Source organism: Lysinibacter sp. HNR (assembly GCF_029760935.1).
In the GTDB taxonomy this organism is placed as follows: domain Bacteria; phylum Actinomycetota; class Actinomycetes; order Actinomycetales; family Microbacteriaceae; genus HNR.
In genome coordinates this window covers 2,015,186-2,036,895 of sequence record NZ_CP121684.1, presented here as the reverse complement: position 1 = coordinate 2,036,895, position 21,710 = coordinate 2,015,186, and the positions used below count along the sequence as shown (strand labels likewise).

21 protein-coding genes are annotated in these 21,710 nt (G+C 54.9%); 19 read left to right on the top strand and 2 right to left on the bottom strand.

Translation table 11 applies throughout. The features are described from left to right. Positions 1–68: 68 nt before the first annotated feature. From lysA to FrondiHNR_RS09135, 7 genes are all read left to right on the top strand, one after another. Positions 69–1,424: a diaminopimelate decarboxylase gene (gene lysA / locus FrondiHNR_RS09165; RefSeq protein WP_279352469.1), complete on the top strand. Its 1,356-nt coding sequence runs from the start codon at positions 69–71 to the stop codon at positions 1,422–1,424. Between the two features lie 60 nt (positions 1,425–1,484). Further along, positions 1,485–2,804, top strand: coding sequence for a homoserine dehydrogenase (locus tag FrondiHNR_RS09160; RefSeq protein WP_279352468.1), 1,320 nt, complete (start codon positions 1,485–1,487; stop codon positions 2,802–2,804). Continuing rightward, on the top strand, positions 2,801–3,889 hold the full coding sequence (gene thrC, locus FrondiHNR_RS09155; protein WP_279352467.1) for a threonine synthase: 1,089 nt from the start codon (positions 2,801–2,803) through the stop codon (positions 3,887–3,889). Before FrondiHNR_RS09160 ends, thrC begins: the two co-directional genes overlap by 4 nt. Continuing rightward, positions 3,886–4,806, top strand: a complete 921-nt coding sequence (gene thrB / locus FrondiHNR_RS09150; RefSeq protein ID WP_279352466.1) for a homoserine kinase — start codon at positions 3,886–3,888, stop codon at positions 4,804–4,806. The genes thrC and thrB overlap by 4 nt, the downstream gene beginning before the upstream one ends. A 270-nt stretch (positions 4,807–5,076) precedes the next feature. After that, positions 5,077–7,356 (top strand): transcription termination factor Rho, encoded by a 2,280-nt coding sequence (rho, locus tag FrondiHNR_RS09145; protein WP_279352464.1) that lies wholly within the window; start codon positions 5,077–5,079, stop codon positions 7,354–7,356. Between the two features lie 4 nt (positions 7,357–7,360). Beyond that, positions 7,361–8,440 (top strand): peptide chain release factor 1, encoded by a 1,080-nt coding sequence (prfA, locus tag FrondiHNR_RS09140; RefSeq protein WP_279352463.1) that lies wholly within the window; start codon positions 7,361–7,363, stop codon positions 8,438–8,440. 192 nt (positions 8,441–8,632) lie between these two features. Next, a complete protein-coding gene (locus FrondiHNR_RS09135; protein ID WP_279352462.1) occupies positions 8,633–9,196 on the top strand; it encodes a DUF4870 domain-containing protein in 564 nt (187 codons plus the stop codon). A 131-nt stretch (positions 9,197–9,327) separates the two neighbouring features. Here the strand turns inward: FrondiHNR_RS09135 and epsC are convergent, their stop codons facing one another. Together epsC and cysK are read right to left on the bottom strand one after the other, a co-directional pair. Beyond that, positions 9,328–9,966 (bottom strand): serine O-acetyltransferase EpsC, encoded by a 639-nt coding sequence (gene epsC, locus FrondiHNR_RS09130; protein WP_279352461.1) that lies wholly within the window; start codon positions 9,964–9,966, stop codon positions 9,328–9,330. Beyond that, entirely contained in the window at positions 9,959–10,897 is a 939-nt protein-coding gene (gene cysK / locus FrondiHNR_RS09125; RefSeq protein ID WP_279352460.1) for a cysteine synthase A, read from the bottom strand. Before cysK ends, epsC begins: the two co-directional genes overlap by 8 nt. A 192-nt stretch (positions 10,898–11,089) precedes the next feature. Between cysK and prmC the strand changes: the two genes are divergently transcribed. The 12 genes from prmC to FrondiHNR_RS09065 all read left to right on the top strand — a co-directional run bounded on the left by prmC (position 11,090) and on the right by FrondiHNR_RS09065 (position 21,676). After that, positions 11,090–11,944: a peptide chain release factor N(5)-glutamine methyltransferase gene (gene prmC / locus FrondiHNR_RS09120; RefSeq protein ID WP_279354524.1), complete on the top strand. Its 855-nt coding sequence runs from the start codon at positions 11,090–11,092 to the stop codon at positions 11,942–11,944. 74 nt (positions 11,945–12,018) lie between these two features. Further along, entirely contained in the window at positions 12,019–12,681 is a 663-nt protein-coding gene (locus tag FrondiHNR_RS09115; protein WP_279352459.1) for an L-threonylcarbamoyladenylate synthase, read from the top strand. Continuing rightward, positions 12,681–13,904 carry an MraY family glycosyltransferase gene (locus FrondiHNR_RS09110; RefSeq protein ID WP_279352458.1) on the top strand — a complete coding sequence of 408 codons (1,224 nt, stop codon included), beginning with the start codon at positions 12,681–12,683 and terminating at the stop codon, positions 13,902–13,904. Before FrondiHNR_RS09115 ends, FrondiHNR_RS09110 begins: the two co-directional genes overlap by 1 nt. 62 nt (positions 13,905–13,966) lie before the next feature. Continuing rightward, a complete protein-coding gene (locus FrondiHNR_RS09105; protein ID WP_279352457.1) occupies positions 13,967–14,500 on the top strand; it encodes a hypothetical protein in 534 nt (177 codons plus the stop codon). A 214-nt stretch (positions 14,501–14,714) separates the two neighbouring features. After that, positions 14,715–15,536 carry a F0F1 ATP synthase subunit A gene (gene atpB / locus FrondiHNR_RS09100; protein WP_279354523.1) on the top strand — a complete coding sequence of 274 codons (822 nt, stop codon included), beginning with the start codon at positions 14,715–14,717 and terminating at the stop codon, positions 15,534–15,536. Positions 15,537–15,585: 49 nt separating this feature from the next. Beyond that, positions 15,586–15,813, top strand: a complete 228-nt coding sequence (atpE, locus tag FrondiHNR_RS09095; RefSeq protein WP_279352456.1) for an ATP synthase F0 subunit C — start codon at positions 15,586–15,588, stop codon at positions 15,811–15,813. A gap of 30 nt (positions 15,814–15,843) precedes the next feature. Continuing rightward, a complete protein-coding gene (locus tag FrondiHNR_RS09090) occupies positions 15,844–16,401 on the top strand; it encodes a F0F1 ATP synthase subunit B (RefSeq protein WP_279352455.1) in 558 nt (185 codons plus the stop codon). Further along, positions 16,402–17,199 (top strand): F0F1 ATP synthase subunit delta, encoded by a 798-nt coding sequence (locus FrondiHNR_RS09085; protein WP_279352454.1) that lies wholly within the window; start codon positions 16,402–16,404, stop codon positions 17,197–17,199. Between the two features lie 87 nt (positions 17,200–17,286). Next, complete coding sequence (gene atpA / locus FrondiHNR_RS09080) at positions 17,287–18,915, top strand: F0F1 ATP synthase subunit alpha (RefSeq protein WP_279352453.1); 1,629 nt, start codon at positions 17,287–17,289, stop codon at positions 18,913–18,915. A gap of 103 nt (positions 18,916–19,018) precedes the next feature. Next, on the top strand, positions 19,019–19,909 hold the full coding sequence (locus FrondiHNR_RS09075) for a F0F1 ATP synthase subunit gamma (RefSeq protein WP_279352452.1): 891 nt from the start codon (positions 19,019–19,021) through the stop codon (positions 19,907–19,909). A gap of 28 nt (positions 19,910–19,937) precedes the next feature. After that, positions 19,938–21,407: a F0F1 ATP synthase subunit beta gene (gene atpD, locus FrondiHNR_RS09070; protein WP_279352451.1), complete on the top strand. Its 1,470-nt coding sequence runs from the start codon at positions 19,938–19,940 to the stop codon at positions 21,405–21,407. Between the two features lie 2 nt (positions 21,408–21,409). Continuing rightward, the gene (locus tag FrondiHNR_RS09065) at positions 21,410–21,676 is read left to right on the top strand and encodes a F0F1 ATP synthase subunit epsilon (RefSeq protein WP_279352450.1); all 267 of its coding nucleotides are present in this window, start codon (positions 21,410–21,412) and stop codon (positions 21,674–21,676) included. The last annotated feature ends 34 nt before the right edge of the window (positions 21,677–21,710 follow it).

The window sequence follows — 21,710 nt, the reverse complement described above, 5'->3', positions numbered from 1 at the left end:
TTACCAGCGTGTTGTAGTAAACCGTTACTATTATGCGGGTTTAGCGGCTGCGAGTATAGGATGTTTAGGTGACTCAACCCGATAACAACCTCTTGAATCCCGCGATTTTTTCCCGCAGTGTAGCTCGCGATAGCTCGGGAATCGTGACGGTTTCCGGTGTGCGCGTTACGGATCTAGCACAGCAGTTTGGCACTCCGCTGTACGTGGTTGATGAGGTGGATGCCCGGGAGACGGCAGTAGAGATTCGTGAGGCATTTGAGGGGGCTTTTGCTCGGGTTGGTGCCACGGCAAAAACCTACTATGCGGGTAAAGCTTTCTTATGCACGGAGGTTGCCCGTTGGGTCGATGAGGCGGGAATGGGAGTGGACGTGTGCAGCGGGGGAGAATTGGCGGTTGCGCTCGCCGCAGACGTTCCTCCGGCTCGAATTGGTCTGCACGGAAATAACAAGTCCGTAGCCGAGATCAGCATGGCCGTTGAGGCGGGTGTGGGAAGCATCATCATCGACAGCCTGATCGAGATTGAGCGGATAGCGAGTATCGCTGCGGCTGCCGGAGTCGTGCAGAACGTGCGATTGCGGGTGAACAGCGGGGTTCACGCAAACACACACGAGTATTTGGCGACATCACACGAAGATCAGAAGTTTGGGCTTCCTCTTTCAGCGGCGCCGGATGCCGTAGCACGTATTCGTTCCCGGGAGAGCCTCAAATTTTTGGGCCTGCACTGTCATATTGGATCGCAGATCTTTGCGTCGGAGGGCTTTGCTGAGTCTGCACGCCGTCTTTTAGAGGTGCACCGCGACCTCCTGGTTGACGGCCCCGTTCCCGAGCTCAACCTCGGCGGTGGTTTTGGGATTGCCTATACGGAAGAGGATGAGCCACCAAAAATTACGGAGCTTGCCAATCAAATTGCGGGTGCGGTTCGAAGCGCCGTGGATGACCTGGCCATTCCCATGCCGATTGTGCTCTTTGAGCCTGGCCGGGCTGTGATAGGTCGTTCCACCCTCACCCTGTACACAGTGGGGACTGTGAAGCCGGTGGCGCTTGAGGGCGGTGCGGTGCGCACCTATGTGAGCGTTGACGGGGGTATGAGCGACAATGCGCGTCCCGCTCTCTACGGTGCTGACTACTCGGTGCGTTTAGCGAGTCGGGTATCCGACGCGGATCCTATTCTGATTCGTCTTGCGGGGAAACACTGCGAGAGTGGCGATATCATTGTGCACAGTGATTACCTGCCTGCGGACATCTCACCGGATGATCTTGTGGCGGTTCCCGCAACGGGTGCCTATTGCTGGTCACTCTCAAGCAACTATAACTATTTGGGGCGACCCCCCGTTGTTGCGGTGCGCGGGGGTCAAGCACGGATGATCGTCCGTGGCGAGGGACTGACTGAACTGCTATCGCGGGACTGCGGGATCGTCGGTTAGCTTTTCCCGATAATTAGGCACTATCTTCACACCATACTCCCCGCGTACACAAGGAGAAATATGATCGAGTATCGAAACCTGCGCGTCGCCCTCCTGGGCGCCGGTTCCGTGGGTTCTCAAACGGCCCGCCTGCTGCTTGACCATGCCGATGAGCTTGCGCTTCGAGTGGGTGCTCGCCTTGAGCTTGCGGGGATCGCGGTGCGTAATCTCGACGCAAAACGTGATGCTGATCTCCCCGCCGAGCTGTACACAACGGATGCCGCGGCCCTGATTGACGGTGCTGACATTGTTGTTGAACTCATGGGCGGCATTGAACCCGCACGAAGCTATATTATTCAGGCGTTAACCTCGGGTGCCGACGTTATCACGGCGAATAAGGCCTTGCTGGCGGAGCACGGCGACGAACTGTTTGATATTGCTGATCAGGTGGGGGCGCAACTTTACTACGAGGCTTCGGTTGCTGCAGCAATCCCCATCCTGCGTCCGCTACGCGACAGCCTTGCTGGTGACCGGATTAATCGGGTGATGGGCATTGTGAACGGAAGCACCAACTACATTCTTGATCGCATGGATCGTTTTGGTGACAGTGCTGAGGATGCGGCTCGGGTTGCTTTAGAGCTTGGGTTTCTGGAAGCCGACCCCACTCTCGATGTTGAGGGATACGATGCTGCCCAGAAGGTAACTATTCTGGCAAACCTCGCTTTTCACACCTCAGTGCCGGTGGAGCAGGTTTATCGTGAGGGGATAACGGAGGTGACGGCCGACCAGGTGAACGCGGCTCGCGAGGCCGGTTACGCAATCAAGCTCCTTGCTATTGCGGAGCGCCTACCGGACCCAGAAACCGGTGTAGAGTCCGTTTCCGCGCGTGTGTATCCGGCGTTGATCAGCCGAGACCATCCTCTTGCCACCGTTCACGAGGGCAAAAATGCGGTTTTTGTGGAGGCAGAGGCGGCTGGAAGTCTCATGTTTTACGGCGCGGGTGCTGGAGGGGTAGAGACCGCCTCCGCAGTGCTGGGAGATGTTGTCTCCGCGGCGCGGCGGCACCTCGCAGGGGGACCGGGAGTCGCTTTAAAAGCCCGTGCTGATCTTCCTGTTGTTCCCGTGGGGGCCATAGAAACCCGGTATCAATTTACTCTTGAGGTGAGTGATGAGCCCGGTGTACTAGCCCGGGTAGCGAGTGTGCTTGCAACCCACGGTGTGTCTGTAGAGACGGTGGTGCAATCTGCATCTGTTGTCACAAACGGGGTTCGCACCGCTACGCTTGTCATAGGGACCCACAGTGCACAAGAGTCTGCTCTTTCTGCCACGGTTAAGAAACTAGCCGCTCTCAGCGTTGTTACAGCCGTGAAAAGTGTTTTACGAATCGAAGGAATCTCATGACCCATCTTTGGCGCGGTGTTATCCGCGAATATTCTGATCGTTTGAACGTCACCGATGCAACCCCCGTTGTCACCCTGGGTGAGGGAGGTACGCCACTCATCGCCGCGCCCGCGCTGTCACGGCGTACGGGGGCTAATGTTTTTATTAAGTACGAGGGGATGAACCCCACCGGATCTTTTAAAGATCGCGGGATGACAATGGCTATTAGCAAGGCAGTGGAGCACGGCGCCCAAGCGGTGATCTGTGCCTCAACGGGAAACACTTCCGCCTCGGCCGCGGCCTACGCGGTTCAGGCAGGGGTCACCGCTGCTGTACTTGTTCCGGAGGGTAAGATTGCTCTGGGCAAATTGAGCCAGGCGCTCGCACACAATGCATCCCTGCTTCAGGTGCAGGGAAATTTTGATGATTGCCTTGATATTGCGCGCGAGCTTTCGGCGAACTACCCGGTTCATCTGGTCAACTCGGTGAATCCCGACCGCATTGAAGGCCAGAAAACCGGCGCGTTTGAGGTTGTGGAGCAGCTGGGCAAGGCCCCCGACTTTCACTTTATTCCCGTGGGCAATGCCGGTAACTATACGGCGTATCACCGCGGTTATAAAGAGTTTGCAGAATCTGGTATTTCGGATCGAGTTCCCCGCATGTTTGGATTTCAGGCCGAGGGTAGCGCTCCCATGGTGTTGGGGTATCCGGTGAAGGATCCTGAGACTATTGCTAGTGCGATTCGTATTGGAAACCCTGCATCGTGGGAGTTAGCACTCAGTGCGCGCGACGATAGCAAGGGATACTTTGGAGCGATAAGCGACGCCAAGATTCTGGAGGCTCATCGAGTGCTCTCCGCTGAGGTGGGGGTTTTTGCGGAGCTGGCGTCTGCCGCTGGTGTTGCGGGTCTTTTAGAGAGGGCGGCTGCGGGGGAAATTCCCAACGGGGCTACGGTGGTAATTACAGTAACAGGGCACGGTCTCAAAGACCCGCAGTGGGCGCTTCGGAACGAAGAGGGCGGCGAGGCGCAGCCCACTGTCGTCGCGGTTGACGTTGCCGAGGTTGCCGCTGCGCTGAAGCTTGTGCCGACGCAAGGTGCCGAATGAGTCTCGCCGGACGTAGCGTTCGAGTCCGGGTACCCGCAACTACGGCAAATCTGGGTCCCGGGTTTGATACTCTGGGGCTCTCCCTCGCTCTCTACGACGAACTTGAGGTTACCGTTCGTAACGAGCCAGGTGTGACCGTTGAGGTGAGAGGAATGGGAGAGGGGGATATTCCGACGGACGAAAATAACCTGGTGTTTCGTTCTCTTGCCCACACCTTTGAACGGGTGGGACAGCCTCTTCCCGGGCTCAATCTCGTAGCCCACAACGTTATACCGCAGGGGAGGGGTCTTGGTTCTTCGGGGACCGCCATTGTCTCGGGGATTATGGCGGCGTCTGGTTTGCTTGAGGGGCGTGTTGAGTTTGACGAGAATCTGCTTCTCGCTCTTGCAACCGAGCAGGAGGGGCACCCGGATAACGTTGCTCCCGCTCTTTTTGGCGGTCTGACTATTGCGTGGGCTGGAATTGACGGACCCAGACACAAGAAACTCACGGTGCATCGCGGTGTTTACCCGCTGGTGCTTGTTCCCGAATTTGTGCTGTCTACGGAGGTTGCCCGTAGCCTTCAGCCAGAAACTGTTCCTCATGAAGACGCTGTTTTTAACGTGTCACGTTCGGCTCTGCTGGTAACAGCTCTCACTCAGAGCCCGGAGCTTCTTCTCGAAGCGACTGAGGATCGCCTGCACCAGAACTATCGGGGGGAGGCTATGCCGCAGACCCGCGATTTGATTACGGCCCTTCGCGGTGCCGGATATCCCGCGGTTGTTTCCGGCGCGGGGCCTTCAATCCTTGTTTTATGCAGTGATCCTGCTCAGCGAGCCGCTGCCGTGAGACTGGCCAATAGCGTGTCAGATAACCCGTGGAAGGCTCTGTCACTGGCGGTTGACTTTAAAGGTGCTACAGTAGTTTCTGTGCCTTAACAAATTTAAGACGCGTATGCGATCTTTGAGGTTGAGTGCACTTTTACTCTTAATCGGTTCTTATAGGAGCCTGATTGATTCCATGCACACCGGAGATTTTATACGAAACCTTTTTGCTAAAAGTTAGCAAAAAGAGTTTTTTATTAGATAAAATTTCAGAGTGTGAGGCACCCTCGCTTTATTTATACGGGAGCAGAACGAGTGATACTCACCGGGCTTACGTACTAGCGGGCGGTACGCCATCAAACCCCTTATTGAAAGGAACATATCGTGGAGAATGCCTCCAACGGTCCTCATACTGGCGATTTGACCACTCCGTCTGACGCCGCAACCAATCCTGCAGAAACAGTTAGTGCAGCTGCAGAGGAGACCAAAGAAGCTCCCAAGAAACGTGCCCCTCGTCGGGCATCATCGGCAACGATTGCTGAAACAACCGCTTCCACCGAAGCCGCGGAGGTCACAGCCGCCGAAACATCAGCGGACCTCTCCGAAACTCCCGCTAAAAAAACTACTCGCGCTACTCGTAGCCGTGCTACTGCCGCCTCCAGTAAGAAGAACGATGCGGCAACCCCAGCGGATGATGTCGCCGCGGATGCTCCTGAGCCCGCCGCCCCTAAAAAACGTGCGAGCCGTGCTAAAAAAGCTACCGCTAGCGATGCAAAAGAGGCGACGATTGCTGAGGATGGTGCCGCCGAAGCCCTCCCGACCAAGCGTGCAACACGGGCCACCTCTAAGACCGCTTCCACCGCCCGAAGTGATGAGTCAGCGGAACCGGATACTGTTGCAGATAGCGGCTTGTCCTCAAATGATCAAACGGCTCCCGCTGAAAAGAGCGAGATTGATACAGAGAAAAAATCGGAGAAAAAAGTAACGCGTGCAAAACGTGGACGTAAGACGGCCGAGGCTGCGGCGGCTGAAGCCGATTCCTCGGAAGCCATCGCTCTGCCTGAAGCCGCATCTGACAGCGCCGTCCAGGAGTCCGTATCCCCCAGTGGCACGGTTGCAGCTCCAAGCGACGCGAGTTCCGATGAGAACCAATCCACTTCGAATGATGCTGATTCCCGCGTGGGTCGTGGTGCGCGTAATAGTCGTAGCAAAAGTGGCGCATCCACTACAGCGGAGGCTAGTGCCGATGCCGGGGGAGTCTCCGCAGCCGGCCAGGCCGTTCCGGAGACATCCGATAACGGCTCAAATAATGAGCCGCGGCAAAATCGTGGGCGTAATCGTAATCGAAACACTCAGGGTGATGACTCGCAAGACGATAATTCCAGAGGAAGTCGTAACGGCGGCCGCGGTGGCAACGACTCAAGTGAGGATACCTCGCGTAACTCGCGGAATCGCCAGCGTGATCGCAAACGTCGTGGCGGAAATAACGATGACTTTGAGCCCGAGATCGGTGAAGATGACGTATTACTGCCGATCGCGGGTATCCTCGATGTGCTTGATAACTACGCGTTTGTTCGCACGAGCGGTTATCTCCCGGGAGTGAACGATGTATACGTTTCTCTGGGACAGGTTAAGAAATACAATCTGCGTAAGGGAGACGCGGTTGTTGGCGCTATTCGTCAGCCCAAAGAGGGTGACCACAGTAGCCGACAAAAATACAACGCCATCGTTAAAATTGACACCATTAATGGTCTTAGCGTCGAAGAAAACGAAAAACGCGTTGATTTTAACGATCTCACTCCCCTGTATCCCCAGGAGCGTTTGCGTCTAGAAACATCAGCTGAAAAGCTAACACAGCGCATCATCGACCTGGTTTCGCCCATCGGTAAGGGTCAGCGCGGACTTGTGGTTGCGCCGCCCAAGGCGGGTAAGACCATTGTGATGCAGCAGATTGCAAACGCCATTGCAACCAATAATCCCGAGGTGCACCTTATGGTTGTACTGGTTGACGAGAGGCCTGAAGAGGTCACCGATATGCAGCGCACCGTGAAGGGCGAAGTGATCGCTTCAACCTTTGATCGTCCCGCCGAAGACCACACCACGGTTGCCGAGCTTGCTATTGAACGGGCTAAGCGTCTGGTCGAGCTTGGTCACGACGTTGTTGTGTTGCTCGATTCGATTACCCGCTTGGGGCGTGCCTATAACCTGTCTACTCCGGCTTCTGGTCGAGTGCTCTCCGGTGGTGTGGATGCTGCCGCGCTCTACCCGCCCAAGCGTTTTTTTGGTGCCGCCCGCAATATTGAGAACGGAGGTTCACTTACTATTCTTGCAACCGCTCTTGTCGAAACTGGTTCCAAGATGGATGAGGTTATCTTCGAAGAGTTTAAGGGAACCGGCAATATGGAACTCCGCCTGTCGCGTCACCTGGCTGATAAGCGTATCTTCCCCGCCGTTGACGTCACGGCCTCAAGTACTCGCCGTGAGGAAATGCTGATGGGGCCTGACGAGGTGAAAGTTACTTGGAAGCTTCGCCGAGCGCTGAGCGGCCTTGACCAGCAGCAGGCGCTTGAGGCTGTCTTGAGTAAGCTGAAAGAGACCTCGTCAAACGTGGAATTCCTGATGCTGATGCAAAAGTCGGGCGCAATTTCTTCAACGAAAGAATAGTCACGTGTTTGAATCAGTACACACCCTGCTTGCGGAGCACGAGGACCTTCAGCAGCAACTTGCCGACCCCGCGCTGCACTCCGATCCCGTGCGAGCGAAAAAGGTAAACAGGCGCTACGCTGAGTTGAGCAAGATTAAGACCGCTCATGAGAGTTGGGTGCAGCAGCAGCAAGATCTTGAAGCTGCTCGCGAACTGGCAAAAGAGGATGAGAGTTTCGCCGAGGAAATTCCGGAGTTGGAGGAGGGCTTAGTAGTGGCGCAGGAGAAGCTGCGCCGCCTCCTGATCCCGCGCGACCCGGATGATGGCCGGGATGTCATTATGGAGATAAAAGGCGGCGAGGGCGGCGCAGAGTCGGCGCTTTTTGCCGCTGACCTTCTGCGCATGTATATCCACTACGCCGAGTCTCGCGGCTGGAAGACGGAACTCTTAGAGCGAACCGAGAGTGACCTGGGCGGGTATAAAGATGTGCAGCTCGCTATTAAAGGTAATGCCTCAGACCCCTCGCAGGGGGTGTGGGCTCATCTCAAATATGAGGGTGGGGTTCACCGCGTTCAGCGTGTTCCCACGACCGAGTCTCAGGGACGTATTCACACGTCTACAACGGGTGTTCTTGTTTTTCCCGAGGTGGACGAGCCCGGTGAGGTGGAGATTCACCCTAACGATCTGAAGGTGGACGTCTATCGCTCGAGCGGTCCCGGTGGCCAATCGGTTAATACAACCGACTCCGCGGTTCGATTGACGCACCTTCCCACGGGAATCGTTGTTGCAATGCAGAACGAGAAGAGCCAGCTACAAAACCGCGAGGCTGCTATGCGTGTGCTTCGTGCTCGTATTCTTGCCCGGCAGCAAGAAGAGATTGCAGCAGAGGCAAGTGCTCACCGTAAAACTCAGATCCGCACGATGGACCGCTCAGAGCGTATACGCACCTATAATTTCCCCGAAAATCGTATTGCGGATCACCGTACGGGGTATAAAGCGTACAATCTCGACGCGGTGATGGACGGTGCTCTCGGACCCGTTATCGAGTCATGCATTGCATTTGATGAGGAGGCCCGGTTGGCAGAGCTTGGTGATAGCGGCTAGCTTGTGAAATTCAGGGTTTGGGACTCATGTTTTGCGTCTCCAAGAACTGACTACTGTACCAGCGTAAAACACGAATAATTTCTTGTAAATCTATTCTGTGCCATGTACTTTTTGTTCCGATAGGAGGATACTCAAATGTACGGTGATGTTTTGCGCACCCAAGTCGTTTAGCGATTTTAGGAGAGTGTTCTCATGACAAACGAAATGAACCCGGGTCAACCTGTCCCAGAGCAACCCGGAAACAATTTACCTCCGCATGTGCAGCAGCCGGGTACGGGACAGCCGGGTATGGGACAGCCGGACTATACGCAGCAGCCCGGATACTCTCAGCAACCGGGATACTCACAGCAGCCCGGGTATTCCCAGCAACCGGGATACACACAGCAGCCCACGGTGGGACTGACCCCCGCACAGATGAGTAACCTGCAGCTTAACTATTGGCTCAGCGTTTTTTTCACCTGGATACCTGCGCTGATCTTTTATCTGGTGCAAAAAGGTCAGAGTCCGCTCTACGATAGCTATCTGCGAAACAATCTGAACTTCTCGCTTGTTCGTCTGATCTTGTTTGTGTGCACGTTTATCTTGGGTGAGCCCCTGCTGTTTGTGCCCTTTATCGGTGGCCTTCTGATCTTTTTGCTCTGGGCAGCCGCTGTTGTGCTTTTTGTTTTCCACATCATTGCAGCAGTTCAGAGTGCAGAGGCAGCCAGGCGCGGTCAAGAATACAAGTTTATCTTTAACCTAGATATGGTGCACTAGAAATAAGCGGTGGTGTAGTCTTTGCTATCCGTTACGAGGGGCTGATTCCGTGAGGTCGGGAGCAGCCCCTCATTATTTTGTGTGCTGCCAGGCTAAAGGTTCTTGTTACCGTATCTCCTCTTGACGTGAGGCTAAATAAAGATCGCCGGATCGATATAGTCCTGATCTGGTATTGCGCTTGCGTCACTGCTTTCGTCGCTGGAACCGTGAGAAGCCGGTGACGGCGACATCTTACGGGGACGCACGGTGGCTGGAATGCCTACGAGCAGAGAGCGGGCGGGGGCATCTTTCACCACAACCGCGTTGGCACCCACCACGCTGTCTTCTCCGATCGTAATGTTCCCCAGCAACTTAGCTCCCGCGCCGATCATGACACGATTCCCCACCGTGGGGTGTCGTTTAGAGTGAACGCTTGTGGTACCTCCGAGCGTGACACCGTGGTAGAGCATGACATCGTTTCCCACAATTGCGGTTTCACCGATCACCACACCCATCCCATGATCAATGAACACCCGGTGCCCTAGGGTGGCGCCGGGGTGGATCTCAATACCTGTTATCCATCGTGTGAATTGCGCGAGTACACGGGCTATAAATTTAAAGCCGATGCGCCACAGGCGATGACTAATCCGGTGCCAAAATACGGCGTGAACACCCGAATATGTAAAAAACACTTCGATGGAACTACGCGCAGCGGGGTCGTGGGCCTTCGCAGCGAGAATATCCTCGTGTAACCGTGGAAAGAGTGCCCGGGGGGTGCGTTTTTTAGTCACGAAGATCCTCATAGAGAACGGTAGAAATGTATCGCTCTCCGTAATCGGGGACGATTACAACCACTGTTTTACCCTTATTTTCTGGTCTTTTTGCCACTTCGATCGCTGCGTGCACCGCGGATCCGGAAGAGATTCCTGCGAGAATTCCCTCCTCCGTCGCGAGTGCACGGGCCATCCTTATAGAGTCGTCCAGGGTCACGTCAAAAACCTCGTCGTACACGGTGGTGTCTAGCACCTCGGGCACGAAGTTGGCCCCGATGCCCTGAATTTTATGGGGTCCGGCCTTACCCTCACTCAGGAGCGGTGAATCAATTGGTTCTACCGCAACCACCCGGGTGTCGGGCTTACGCTCTTTCAACAGCTGCCCAACCCCGGTGATTGTCCCACCGGTTCCAATGCCCGCGACAAAAATATCCACGTTACCCGCGGTATCGTTCCATATTTCCTCGGCTGTTGTGTTTCGATGAATAGCGGGATTGGCCGGGTTAGAAAACTGCTGTGCCCAGATGGCGTTGGGGGTGTTTTCGGCTATTTCTTTTGCCCGAGCAACGGCCCCCCTCATCCCCTCCGCTCCTGGAGTAAGCACAATTTCGGCTCCATAGGCTCGCAGGAGTACTCGGCGCTCTACGCTCATGGTCTCCGGCATGGTAAGAACCACCCGATAACCTCGAGCCGCTCCCACCAGTGCGAGTGCAATTCCGGTGTTGCCACTGGTCCCCTCAACGATTGTACCGCCGGGTGCAAGCTGTCCCGCTTTTTCCGCGGCATCAACAATTGCGATGCCTAGCCGGTCCTTTACGCTGGCAGCGGGGTTGTAGAACTCGAGTTTTGCAAGTACGCGGGCCCCCGCGTTATCGGTGACCCGGTTGAGTTGCACCAGGGGAGTATGACCAAAAGCTTCGGTTATATTTGAGTGGATACGTTGTGACACGAGAACTCCTTTTAGTATGCCTTGCGGGGTTATAGCGCACTGTGCATCTACTCCGCTGCTCCCCATGTTATGCGTCGGGGAGCTCGTGTGCGCAAGTATTACGGATGTTTTGTAATATGAAATACTCATCATCTTTCTTATTGAAAGCGGTTCACCGTGGTTTTTACCTCTTCTTCGTCCGGCAAAGCTCCGTTGTCAATTGCAACGTTTTTAGCCCGGGTAACAGCACAGCTAGAGGAGGCTGGAGTACCGGATCCTCGTGTGGATGCTGAGCTCTTGCTGGGTCATATCTTGGGGGAGGGACGGGGTCGTGTGCAGTCGCTTGCGATTCTGGGAGAAACGCTCACTCCGGATCAGCGTGAGCTGGGTGAGGAACTGGCGTTGAGGCGCGCAGCCCGTGTTCCCCTGCAGCACATCACAGGGATTGCGCCCTTTCGGGGGCTGAGCCTTGCGGTTGGCCCGGGGGTGTTTGTGCCGCGCCCCGAAACCGAGTTTGTGGTTCAGTTTGCGATTGACGCGCTTCGAGAATCATCACTGGAGCGACCGATTGCAGTCGATCTGGGAACGGGGAGCGGAGCCATCGCCCTGGCCATGGCAACCGAAGTTCCCCATTCGGATGTGTACGGCATAGAAAAGAGCAGTGACGCGTTTTCCTGGGCCCAAAAAAACTTTTACAGTGTGGATGCCAAGAACGCGCAGCTTATTCGTGGAGACCTCGCGGAAGCCGTCCCCCACCTTGCGGGTCGGGTGAGCGTTGTGATTTCTAACCCGCCCTATATTCCGGTTGCCGCTGTTCCGCGGGACCCCGAGGTGCGAATATTTGATCCAGAGATAGCTCTTTACGGCGGAGAAGATGGGCTTGATGTCGTGCGTACTGTGAGCATAGTCGCTCAGAGGTTGCTTGTTGTCGGAGGAACCCTTGTCCTTGAGCACGCGGAGCAGCAGGGTGAGAATATTCGAGATATTCTTCGTGCGGACGGATGGCAGAACCCGACAACGCACAAAGACTTTACCGACAGGGATCGGGCCACGGTTGCTAGACGCTGATTAGGTAACTATTTGCGCTCGCTCTGAGTGTGGTTGGGCTTTCTCACACTGTTACTAACTATCATGGGATGGTTATGGCTACGGTATTTGATTGTTCAGTGAGTGCTGAGCTTTTGGCTGGTATGCGCCACGCGCGCGGCGCGATAGGACGGGGCGAGCTTGTTGTGCTGCCCACTGACACGGTTTACGGGATTGCTGCGGATGCCTTTTCACCGGTGGCGGTGCAGCGTCTTCTTGACGCTAAGGGCCGCACCCGTCAATCACCGCCCCCCGTCCTCATCGCAAACACCGATATGCTTGCCGCCCTTACCGACTCTGTACCTGCGCCCGTTCGTACTCTGGTGGAGACATTTTGGCCGGGGCCCCTCACAATCATCCTTCAGGCGCAAGCTTCGCTTCGCTGGGATCTTGGCGACACCAACGGTAGTGTTGCGGTTCGGATGCCGGATAATCCCATTGCTCTTGAGCTGCTTGCTGAAACAGGTCCGCTCGCGGTGTCTTCCGCAAACCTCACCGGACAGGAAGCCGCAACAAGTGCAGCAGAGGCTGAAAGAATGCTTGCCGACGCCGTCGCCGTCTACCTGGACGCTGGGGAACGAGAGTCTTCAGGAATCGCCTCCACGATTATTGATGCCCGCGCGATAACCGATGACGGGGGCGAGCTTGTGGTGCTTCGCCAGGGGGGGATTACTCCTGAGCAATTAGCGGCGGCGATCCCGACTGTGACGGTGAGTTAGTGCGCGCTTACGCTCTGATCGGTTTACTCGCCGCGCTGGTGTCTTTTGCGGTCTCAGCCGGTGTGTTGATTCTGAGCAAAAAATACCGACTTGCCCCTGCTATCCGTGCTCGTGACGTTCACATAACGCCCACTCCTCGCCTGGGTGGGATAGCAATGTTTTGCGGGGTACTTGTTGCGTTTGGTATTGCCTCGCAACTTGGTAGGTTTGGGGTAACTTATTTTGCGCTAGTCTTTGCGAATCCAGGGCCTATCTGGGCTATTCTGGGTGCTTGTTTGCTCATCGTGCTGGTTGGTGTGGCCGACGATCTGTGGGATCTTGACTGGATGATCAAGCTTGGGGCCCAGTTGCTAGCCGCCGGTCTTCTTGCGTGGCAGAGCGTTCAGATTGTATCGCTTCCCCTGGGAAATAGTCTGTTGGTTGCCTCGCCCCTTGTCAATTTTGCGCTCACCGTTTTCTTGATCGTCCTGGTGATGAACGCCATCAACTTTATTGACGGACTTGATGGTCTCGTTGCGGGCGTGGCGATTATTGCCAATGGTGTTTTCTTTGTCTACTCGTATCTGCTGGTTCAGCAGACCAGCCCGAGTAATTATTTTAACCTTTCTAGCTTTATTGCGGTGGTCATCGTTGGGGTTTGTGTGGGCTTTTTGCCCTTTAACTGGCACAGGGCTCGAATGTTTATGGGGGACTCTGGTGCCCTATTGATAGGGCTGCTCATGGCGGTGTCGACCATTTCGGTAACGGGCCAGTTGAACCCTGGAATACTTGACGACCGCAAGGTGCTTCTTGCAGCATATATTCCCATAATTCTGCCGTTTGCAGTCATGCTGGTGCCTCTTCTCGACTTTTCGCTTGCCGTTATTCGGCGTGTGCGCGCGGGTAAGAGCCCCTTTAGTGCAGACCGCAAGCACCTCCATCACCGTCTACTCGACATGGGGCACAGTCAATTGCAGGCGGTTCTCATCTTTTATTCGTGGACCGCTGTGATAGCGGTTGGGTTCCTGCTGATTTTTGTGATGCAATCTTTTTTGACTCCTCTAATTTTTATGGGCCTTGGGTTTATTGTGTGTGTCGTGATAACACTCGTTCCACTGGACCCTCGTAAACGCACAGAGGTAGATGTGCAGGCTGCCGATATCGATTCGGCGGCCTCGGAGGTGCTTGCTTCATACGACCCGCTTGATGAAGCGTCCGAGGGGCGAATCAGGCTTAACGACTAACCTAAATTCATAGAAACCACTTTGTCAGACAGATCACGCGTATCGTAAACAGAAAAGTAGCCATGATAGATCACAACTCCGAGCAACCGCCGACTAAATCCGTCTCCCCGGGGAAACAGAAAGAGCCGAATGAGGGAGCCTCTACCGTGGAGAGGGGCACCCCCTCATCGCAGCCGGTTCTGAAGAAGGCGCTTATCGTCGGTGGAATCGTCGCGGTTGTGGTAATCACAGTGATGTCCCTCATAGGGGTGGGCGTTGACGGCGGTCGGGGTGCGTTAAGCGGTGGGCTCGGAGCGGCCAGCGCCTTTGTCTTTATGGGTATCACTGTTTTAAGTATTTTTGTTTCAAACTTCTTTGTGAAGAGCGATTTGTATGTGGTGTGGTTTTTTATCTCGGTTCTTGGGTCTTGGATAGTTAAGTTTGGTCTTTTTATTGTTGCCGTTCTTCTGCTCCGAGATCAGCCCTGGCTTAACCCGAAGTTATTTTTTGTAAGTCTTCTTGTGGGAGTGGTGTGCTCACTCGTTCTCGACGTGATCATCGTGACAAAATCTCGCCTTCCCTACGTGGGAGATCTCTCTGGGAAGAGGGCCGTTTAGGATAGCGACTGCCACGGGATCAGGGTGCGGGCGCAACATTCTATATCCAGCACATCAAAAAAAGTCAACTAATTTAGGCCTCAGCTTGCGTTCCGCAGTGAAAAACTTGATAAGCTAGAGCAGTTCCCGTTATGGATGTGAATCTCTGTGTTCACCGTTGGGATGTCCGCCGTTCGTCGTCGTGTGAGCTTGTTTTTACACCCCGATTCAGGAGATAGCGCTGTTAGCTAACGTTCTGAGCTCGTCAGTTTCGTTTGTGGCCGCCAGTGATGGCGAGTTTCATCCGCCCACTATTAACGAGTTCTTCCCACCGGTAATCTTCTTCGAGGGCACAAACTTTGAGATCAATCGGATCGTTCTGATTCGTTTTCTCATGGTTATAGTTCTCATTCTTCTTTTCTGGCTTGGTACGCGCAAGATGAGGCTGGTTCCAGGTCGCGGCCAGAGCCTCATTGAGATGGGTCTCGACTTTGTTCGGGTCAACATCGCAGAAGACCTCCTAGGTAAGGTAGACGGTCGTCGCTTTTTGCCGATTCTCACGTCGCTGTTTTTCCTCATTCTCGCGTTTAATATCACCGGAGTTATCCCCGGGTTGAACATTGCGGCATCCTCAACAATCGGCCTCCCGCTGGTTCTTGCGGTGGTTTCATATGTCACCTTCATCTACGCGGGAATCAAGAAGAGTCCCAAAAACTTCTTTAAGAACTCGCTCTTCCCCTCGGGCGTACCGCTTGGAGTCTACATAATTGTTACTCCGATCGAGATTATCTCGACGTTCATCATCCGACCCGTCACGCTCACCCTTCGTCTTTTGATGAATATGCTGGTTGGCCACCTGCTCCTGGTGCTCCTATTCGGTGCGACTAACTTCTTCATTCTCTACAGCGACGGAATTTTTAAGCTGTTTGGCGTGGGAACCTTTGCCTTCTCCCTGGCGTTTACACTTTTCGAGATTCTTGTCGCGGTTCTCCAGGCATACGTATTCACCCTGCTCACCGCTGTTTACATCCAGCTTGCGCTGGCTGAAGAGCACTAAATGAGTTCAGCATCCGCTGTACTTAACCACTAAAGATAAAGGAAACACAGTGTCAGTTCTTGCTCAAGTTTCAGGAAACATTGCAACCGTTGGATACGGTCTTGCAGCTATCGGACCCGCCATTGGTGTGGGCATCGTTGTAGGAAAAACAATTGAGGGTGTTGCACGGCAGCCCGAACTTGCTGGTCGTCTTCAGGTTCTCATGTGGATCGGTATCGCGTTCACAGAGGCTCTCGCCTTTATCGCTATCGCAACCCCCTTCATCTTTGGTGCCTAAATTATCTCTACCGTCTCGATAGGAGGCAACATGCTCAACGCAGTTTTTGTCGCTACTGCTAAGGAAGAAACGGTTAACCCAATTCTCCCCCTGACATACGACATTGTTTGGTCTGCGGTGTGCTTTGTAATCATTCTGTTTTTCTTCTGGAAGATGATTCTTCCCAAGATGCAGACGATGCTGGATGAGCGTTCTGCTGCTATCGAAGGCAATATTGCAAAAGCCGACGAGGCACAGGAGCAGGCGGAAGCCGCGCTGCAGAAGTACACTGCGCAGCTCGCTGGAGCTCGTAAAGAGGCCGGAGAGATTCGCGAAAGTGCCCGTGCAGACGGTGCCAATATTATTGCGGAAGCAAAAGAAAACGCAGTCACCGAGGCCGCTCGTGTGACGGCCAGTGCTAAGGCTCAGATCGAAGCCGAACGCCAAACAGCTGTCACTACTCTGCGCAAAGAGGTCGGGTCGCTTGCGATTGATCTCGCCTCTGGCGTGGTCGGCGAAAGCCTCAGCGACGATAAGAAGGCTGGTGCGCTGGTTGATCGTTTCCTCGCAGACCTCGAAACTTCCGAATCAGCTAAGGCCGCTAAATAAATGGGTAGCGCATCCAGAGAAGCTCTTGTAGAGGCCCAGGGAGTGTTGAACTCCCTGGCAACGAAGTTAACCGCTGAGGCAGGGGAGCAGCTGCTTCTTGTTGCTCGCTCTCTCAACGAAAATTCTGCGCTGCGTTCAGTGATCGGCGACCCGGTGGCTGATGACGAGGCGAAAATCACGGTTGTTAACCGTCTTTTTTCCGATCTGCTGTCAGAACCCGCTCTCACTCTCCTGCAAACAGTTGCGAGTAGCCGCTGGTCTTCCCCGGAAGACGTTGTTGGCGGCCTTGAAGACCTGGGAATTCGGGTTTTTGCTGTGACCGCACCTGCGGGATTATCTATTGACGAAGAAATTCTTGCGATTAACGTTGCCGTCTCTTCCAACTCAGAGTTGGAATTGGCGCTGGGCAGTACCCTCAGTATCTCCGATGCCAAGGTCGCACTGGCCAATCGTCTTCTCTCTGGCAAGGCCTCTAGCGCGACTCTTTCGATTGTTACCCACCTGGTGAGCATGCCCCGGGGGCGCCGTATCGGAGAGCTTCTGACGGGAGCGGCCAAAATAGTGGCCGAGCAGATGGGCTTTGCTCTGGCAACCGTCAGAGCGGCGCAGAGCCTGGACGCAGCCCGTTCTGAGCGGTTACAAAAATCACTGAGCAGATCATACGGCGGTCCCGTTAAAATCAACCTGATCATTGACCCCACCATCATTGGTGGTCTACACATTCAAATTGGCGACGACGTCATCGATGCGAGCGTGTCGAGCCGCCTGAGCGAGCTACGCCGCCAGCTAGTCGGTTAGCGCAGCGTATAAAACCACCCCCAACCACATCCGAATTTACACGGCTTTTGAACCGCAGGGTTTAAGAATCAAACAAGAGGAAACCAAATGGCAGAACTATCGATCAGCCCGGATGAGATCCGCGACGCGCTGAAAGACTTTGCGGCATCCTACGAGCCCGGCAAAGCATCCACGACCGAGATCGGGTACGTTGTTGACGCCGCCGATGGCATCGCCCACGTTGAAGGGCTCCCCGGCGTTATGGCGAATGAGCTGGTTCGTTTTGCCGACGGTACCCTCGGGCTTGCACAGAACCTGGATGAGACCCAAATCGGTGTTGTTATTCTGGGTGAGTTCACCGGCATCGAAGAGGGACAAGAGGTCACCCGCACGGGTGAGGTTCTTTCCGTTCCCGTGGGCGAGGGGTACCTCGGTCGCGTTGTTGATCCGCTCGGAAACCCGATTGATGGGCTCGGAGAAATCGCCGCCACCGGTCGTCGTGCCCTGGAGCTTCAGGCTCCCGGTGTGATGGCTCGTAAATCGGTGCACGAACCCATGCAAACCGGTATCAAAGCTATTGACGCTATGATCCCGGTTGGCCGTGGGCAGCGTCAGCTTATTATTGGTGACCGTCAGACCGGTAAAACCGCAATCGCGATCGACACCATCATCAACCAGAAGGCGAACTGGGAGTCGGGAGACACCACCAAGCAGGTTCGATGCATCTATGTCGCAATCGGTCAAAAGGGTTCCACAATCGCCGCGGTGAAGGGTGCCCTTGAGGACGCTGGCGCGATGGAGTACACCACCATTGTGGCATCGCCCGCATCTGATCCTGCCGGCTTTAAATACCTCGCCCCCTACACCGGATCAGCTATTGGACAGCACTGGATGTACGACGGTAAACACGTTCTTATCATCTTTGATGACCTCTCGAAGCAGGCCGAGGCATACCGTGCGGTATCGCTTCTTCTTCGTCGTCCGCCGGGCCGTGAAGCATACCCCGGCGATGTTTTCTACCTACACTCGCGCTTGCTGGAGCGCTGTGCAAAGCTTTCCGATGAGCTAGGTGCCGGATCGATGACGGGTCTTCCCATCATTGAGACTAAAGCCAACGACGTGTCGGCCTATATTCCCACCAACGTGATCTCGATCACTGATGGCCAGATTTTCCTCCAATCCGACCTCTTTAACGCCAATCAGCGTCCCGCTGTTGACGTGGGTATCTCGGTTTCCCGTGTGGGTGGAGACGCTCAGGTGAAATCGATCAAGAAGGTTTCTGGAACGCTGAAGCTTGAACTGGCACAGTACCGCTCACTCGAAGCATTTGCGATGTTTGCCTCCGACCTTGACGCCGCTAGCCGACGTCAGCTCGCTCGGGGTGCTCGTCTGACCGAGTTGCTGAAGCAGCCGCAATATTCCCCGTATCCTGTTGAAGATCAGGTTGTATCCATCTGGGCTGGAACAAACGGCAAGCTTGACGAGGTTCCGGTTGAGGACATCCTGCGTTTCGAACGTGAGCTGCTTGACCACCTGGGTCGCCACACCAGCATCCTCTCGACGCTGCGTGAGACAAACGTTCTCGACGATGATACCGTCGCCGCCCTGGACGAAGCGATTGACAAATTTAAGCTTGAGTTCACTACTTTTGACGGCAAGCCACTCATGGATGCCAACGAGGATGAGGACGAGGCCGAAATCATTAACCAGGAAAAGATCGTCGTCAAAAAGCGCTAACTGTGTGAGGGTTCTGGTGGTCCTCCGTAGGGTTGGGCAGCAGAGCCTCAAACAAACACACAACGGGCGTGAGAAGTGAATAGATAAGAACTACAGGAGAGATATGGGAGCGCAACTTCGGGTCTACCGGCAGAAGATTAAATCTGCGCAGACGACCAAGAAGATCACGCGTGCGATGGAACTGATTGCGGCCTCACGGATTCAGAAGGCGCAGGCGCGGGTTGCGTCATCAACCCCCTTTGCGCTGGCGGTTACACGCGCTGTTTCGGCCGTTGCATCGCACTCAAATGTTGATCACCTGCTCACCACTGAACCCGAAAAGGTGGGACGAGCAGCCGTCCTTATCTTCTCGTCTGATCGTGGTCTTGCCGGAGCCTTCAACGCAAACGTGCTGCGTGAGGCGGAACAGCTCAGCCAAATTCTTCGTGAAGAGGGCAAAGAGGTTGTTTACTACCTCGTGGGTCGAAAAGCTCAAGGATATTTTGCCTTTCGCCAGAGAGCTGCTGAGAGAGTGTGGACGGGAGGCACCGATAACCCGGTATTCGACACCGCCAAAGAGATCGGTGATGCTCTGCTTGACGTCTTTCGCCGGGATGCGGATAGCGGCGGGGTAGACGAGATTCACCTGGTCTACAACCGCTTTGTCAGCATGATGGTGCAGACTCCCGAGGTCGTGCGCTTGTTGCCCCTGGTTATTGTTGAAGAAAAAGCAGCAAGTCCCTCGGTGGTGGAACCGCTCTACGAGTTTGAGCCGGACGCAGAGACGGTGCTTGATCGGCTCTTGCCGGTTTATATCGAATCACGTATTTTTAACGCGATGCTTCAGTCGGCTGCCTCAAAACACGCCGCGACACAGAAGGCGATGAAAGCTGCCAGCGATAACGCTGACGGATTGATTCGCGATTACACCCGCCTGTCGAACAACGCCCGCCAGGCAGAGATTACCCAACAGATTTCAGAAATTGTGGGCGGCGCTGACGCGCTTGCCAACTAAGCAGACACTGCGAAAAGAGAGAGAAGCTATGACACCGACCGCAACCGCTAATCAAGCGACCGAGGCCAGGGTCCAGGCTGTGGGCCGTATCGCCCGTGTGACCGGCCCCGTCGTCGATATCGAGTTCCCGCACGATGCCATTCCTGAGGTATACAACGCGCTCAAAACCACCGTTAACTTTGGTGACGGAAGCGAGCCGTTTGAAATTACTCTTGAGGTTGCCCAGCACCTGGGTGACGACCTGGTTCGTGCCATCGCGCTAAAGCCCACGGATGGGCTCGTTCGTGGCCAGGAGGTCCGCGACACGGGTGAGCCGATCTCGGTGCCGGTGGGAGACGTCACCAAGGGCAAAGTGTTTAACGTTATTGGTGAGGTACTCAACGCTGAGCCCGGTGAGCAGATTGAGGTTACTGAGCGCTGGCCAATTCACCGCCGCCCTCCGGCCTTTGACCAGTTGGAGTCCAAGACTCAGCTTTTTGAAACCGGTATTAAGTCCATCGACCTCCTTACCCCCTACGTACAGGGTGGAAAGATTGGTCTTTTTGGTGGAGCCGGAGTGGGAAAAACCGTTCTGATTCAGGAAATGATTCAGCGCGTGGCTCAGGATCATGGTGGTGTATCGGTTTTTGCCGGTGTGGGTGAGCGTACCCGTGAGGGTAACGACCTGATTCACGAGATGGAAGAGGCTGGCGTTTTTGACAAGACAGCTCTTGTCTTTGGCCAGATGGACGAACCTCCGGGAACGCGTCTGCGGGTGGCTCTCTCCGCCCTCACCATGGCCGAGTATTTCCGTGACGTTCAGAAGCAGGACGTGCTTCTATTTATCGATAACATCTTCCGTTTCACGCAGGCCGGTTCTGAGGTATCAACCCTGCTGGGTCGTATGCCCTCTGCCGTGGGCTACCAGCCTAACCTGGCCGACGAGATGGGAATTCTGCAGGAGCGCATTACCTCAACTCGGGGTCACTCCATTACGTCGCTGCAGGCGATTTATGTCCCCGCGGATGACTACACAGACCCCGCCCCCGCAACCACGTTTGCGCACCTGGACGCGACCACCGAGCTTTCTCGTGAGATTGCCTCGAGAGGCCTCTATCCCGCTATTGACCCGCTCAGCTCCTCGAGCCGTATCATGGACCCCCGCTACCTAGGCGAAGATCACTACCGTGTTGCCACGTCTGTGAAGCAGGTTCTTCAGAAGAATAAGGAGCTTCAGGAAATCATCGCGATTCTTGGTGTGGATGAGCTTTCTGAAGAAGACAAGATCGTTGTGTCCCGCGCACGCCGTATCGAACAGTTCCTTTCACAGAACACCTACATGGCCAAGAAATTTACGGGTGTTGAGGGATCAACTGTTCCCCTCAAGGAAACCATCGAATCCTTTGACGCGATTGTTAAGGGTGACTTTGACCACGTGGCTGAGCAGGCTTTCTTTAACGTCGGTGGAATTAGCGATGTTGAAGAAAAGTGGGCTCAGATCCAGAAAGAGAACGGATAAACATGTCATCGCTCCTGACCGTGAGCGTTGTCTCGGCAGACCGTGAGGTATGGACCGGTGAAGCGCGTCAGATCATTGCAAAGACAGTCGAGGGAGAGATCGGCATTCTTGTCGGTCACGAACCGATACTTGCGATCTTGGCGAGTGGAGAGGTTCGGGTGACAGCTGCCGACGGAAGTCTGGTGACCGTCGATGCGGCTGACGGGTTTCTGTCTGTTGATAGCAATATTGTGCAGGTTGTTGCGGGGCGCGCCGTGATTAGCGCCTAGTGCAACTATCCCTATACATATTGTATGACCGGCT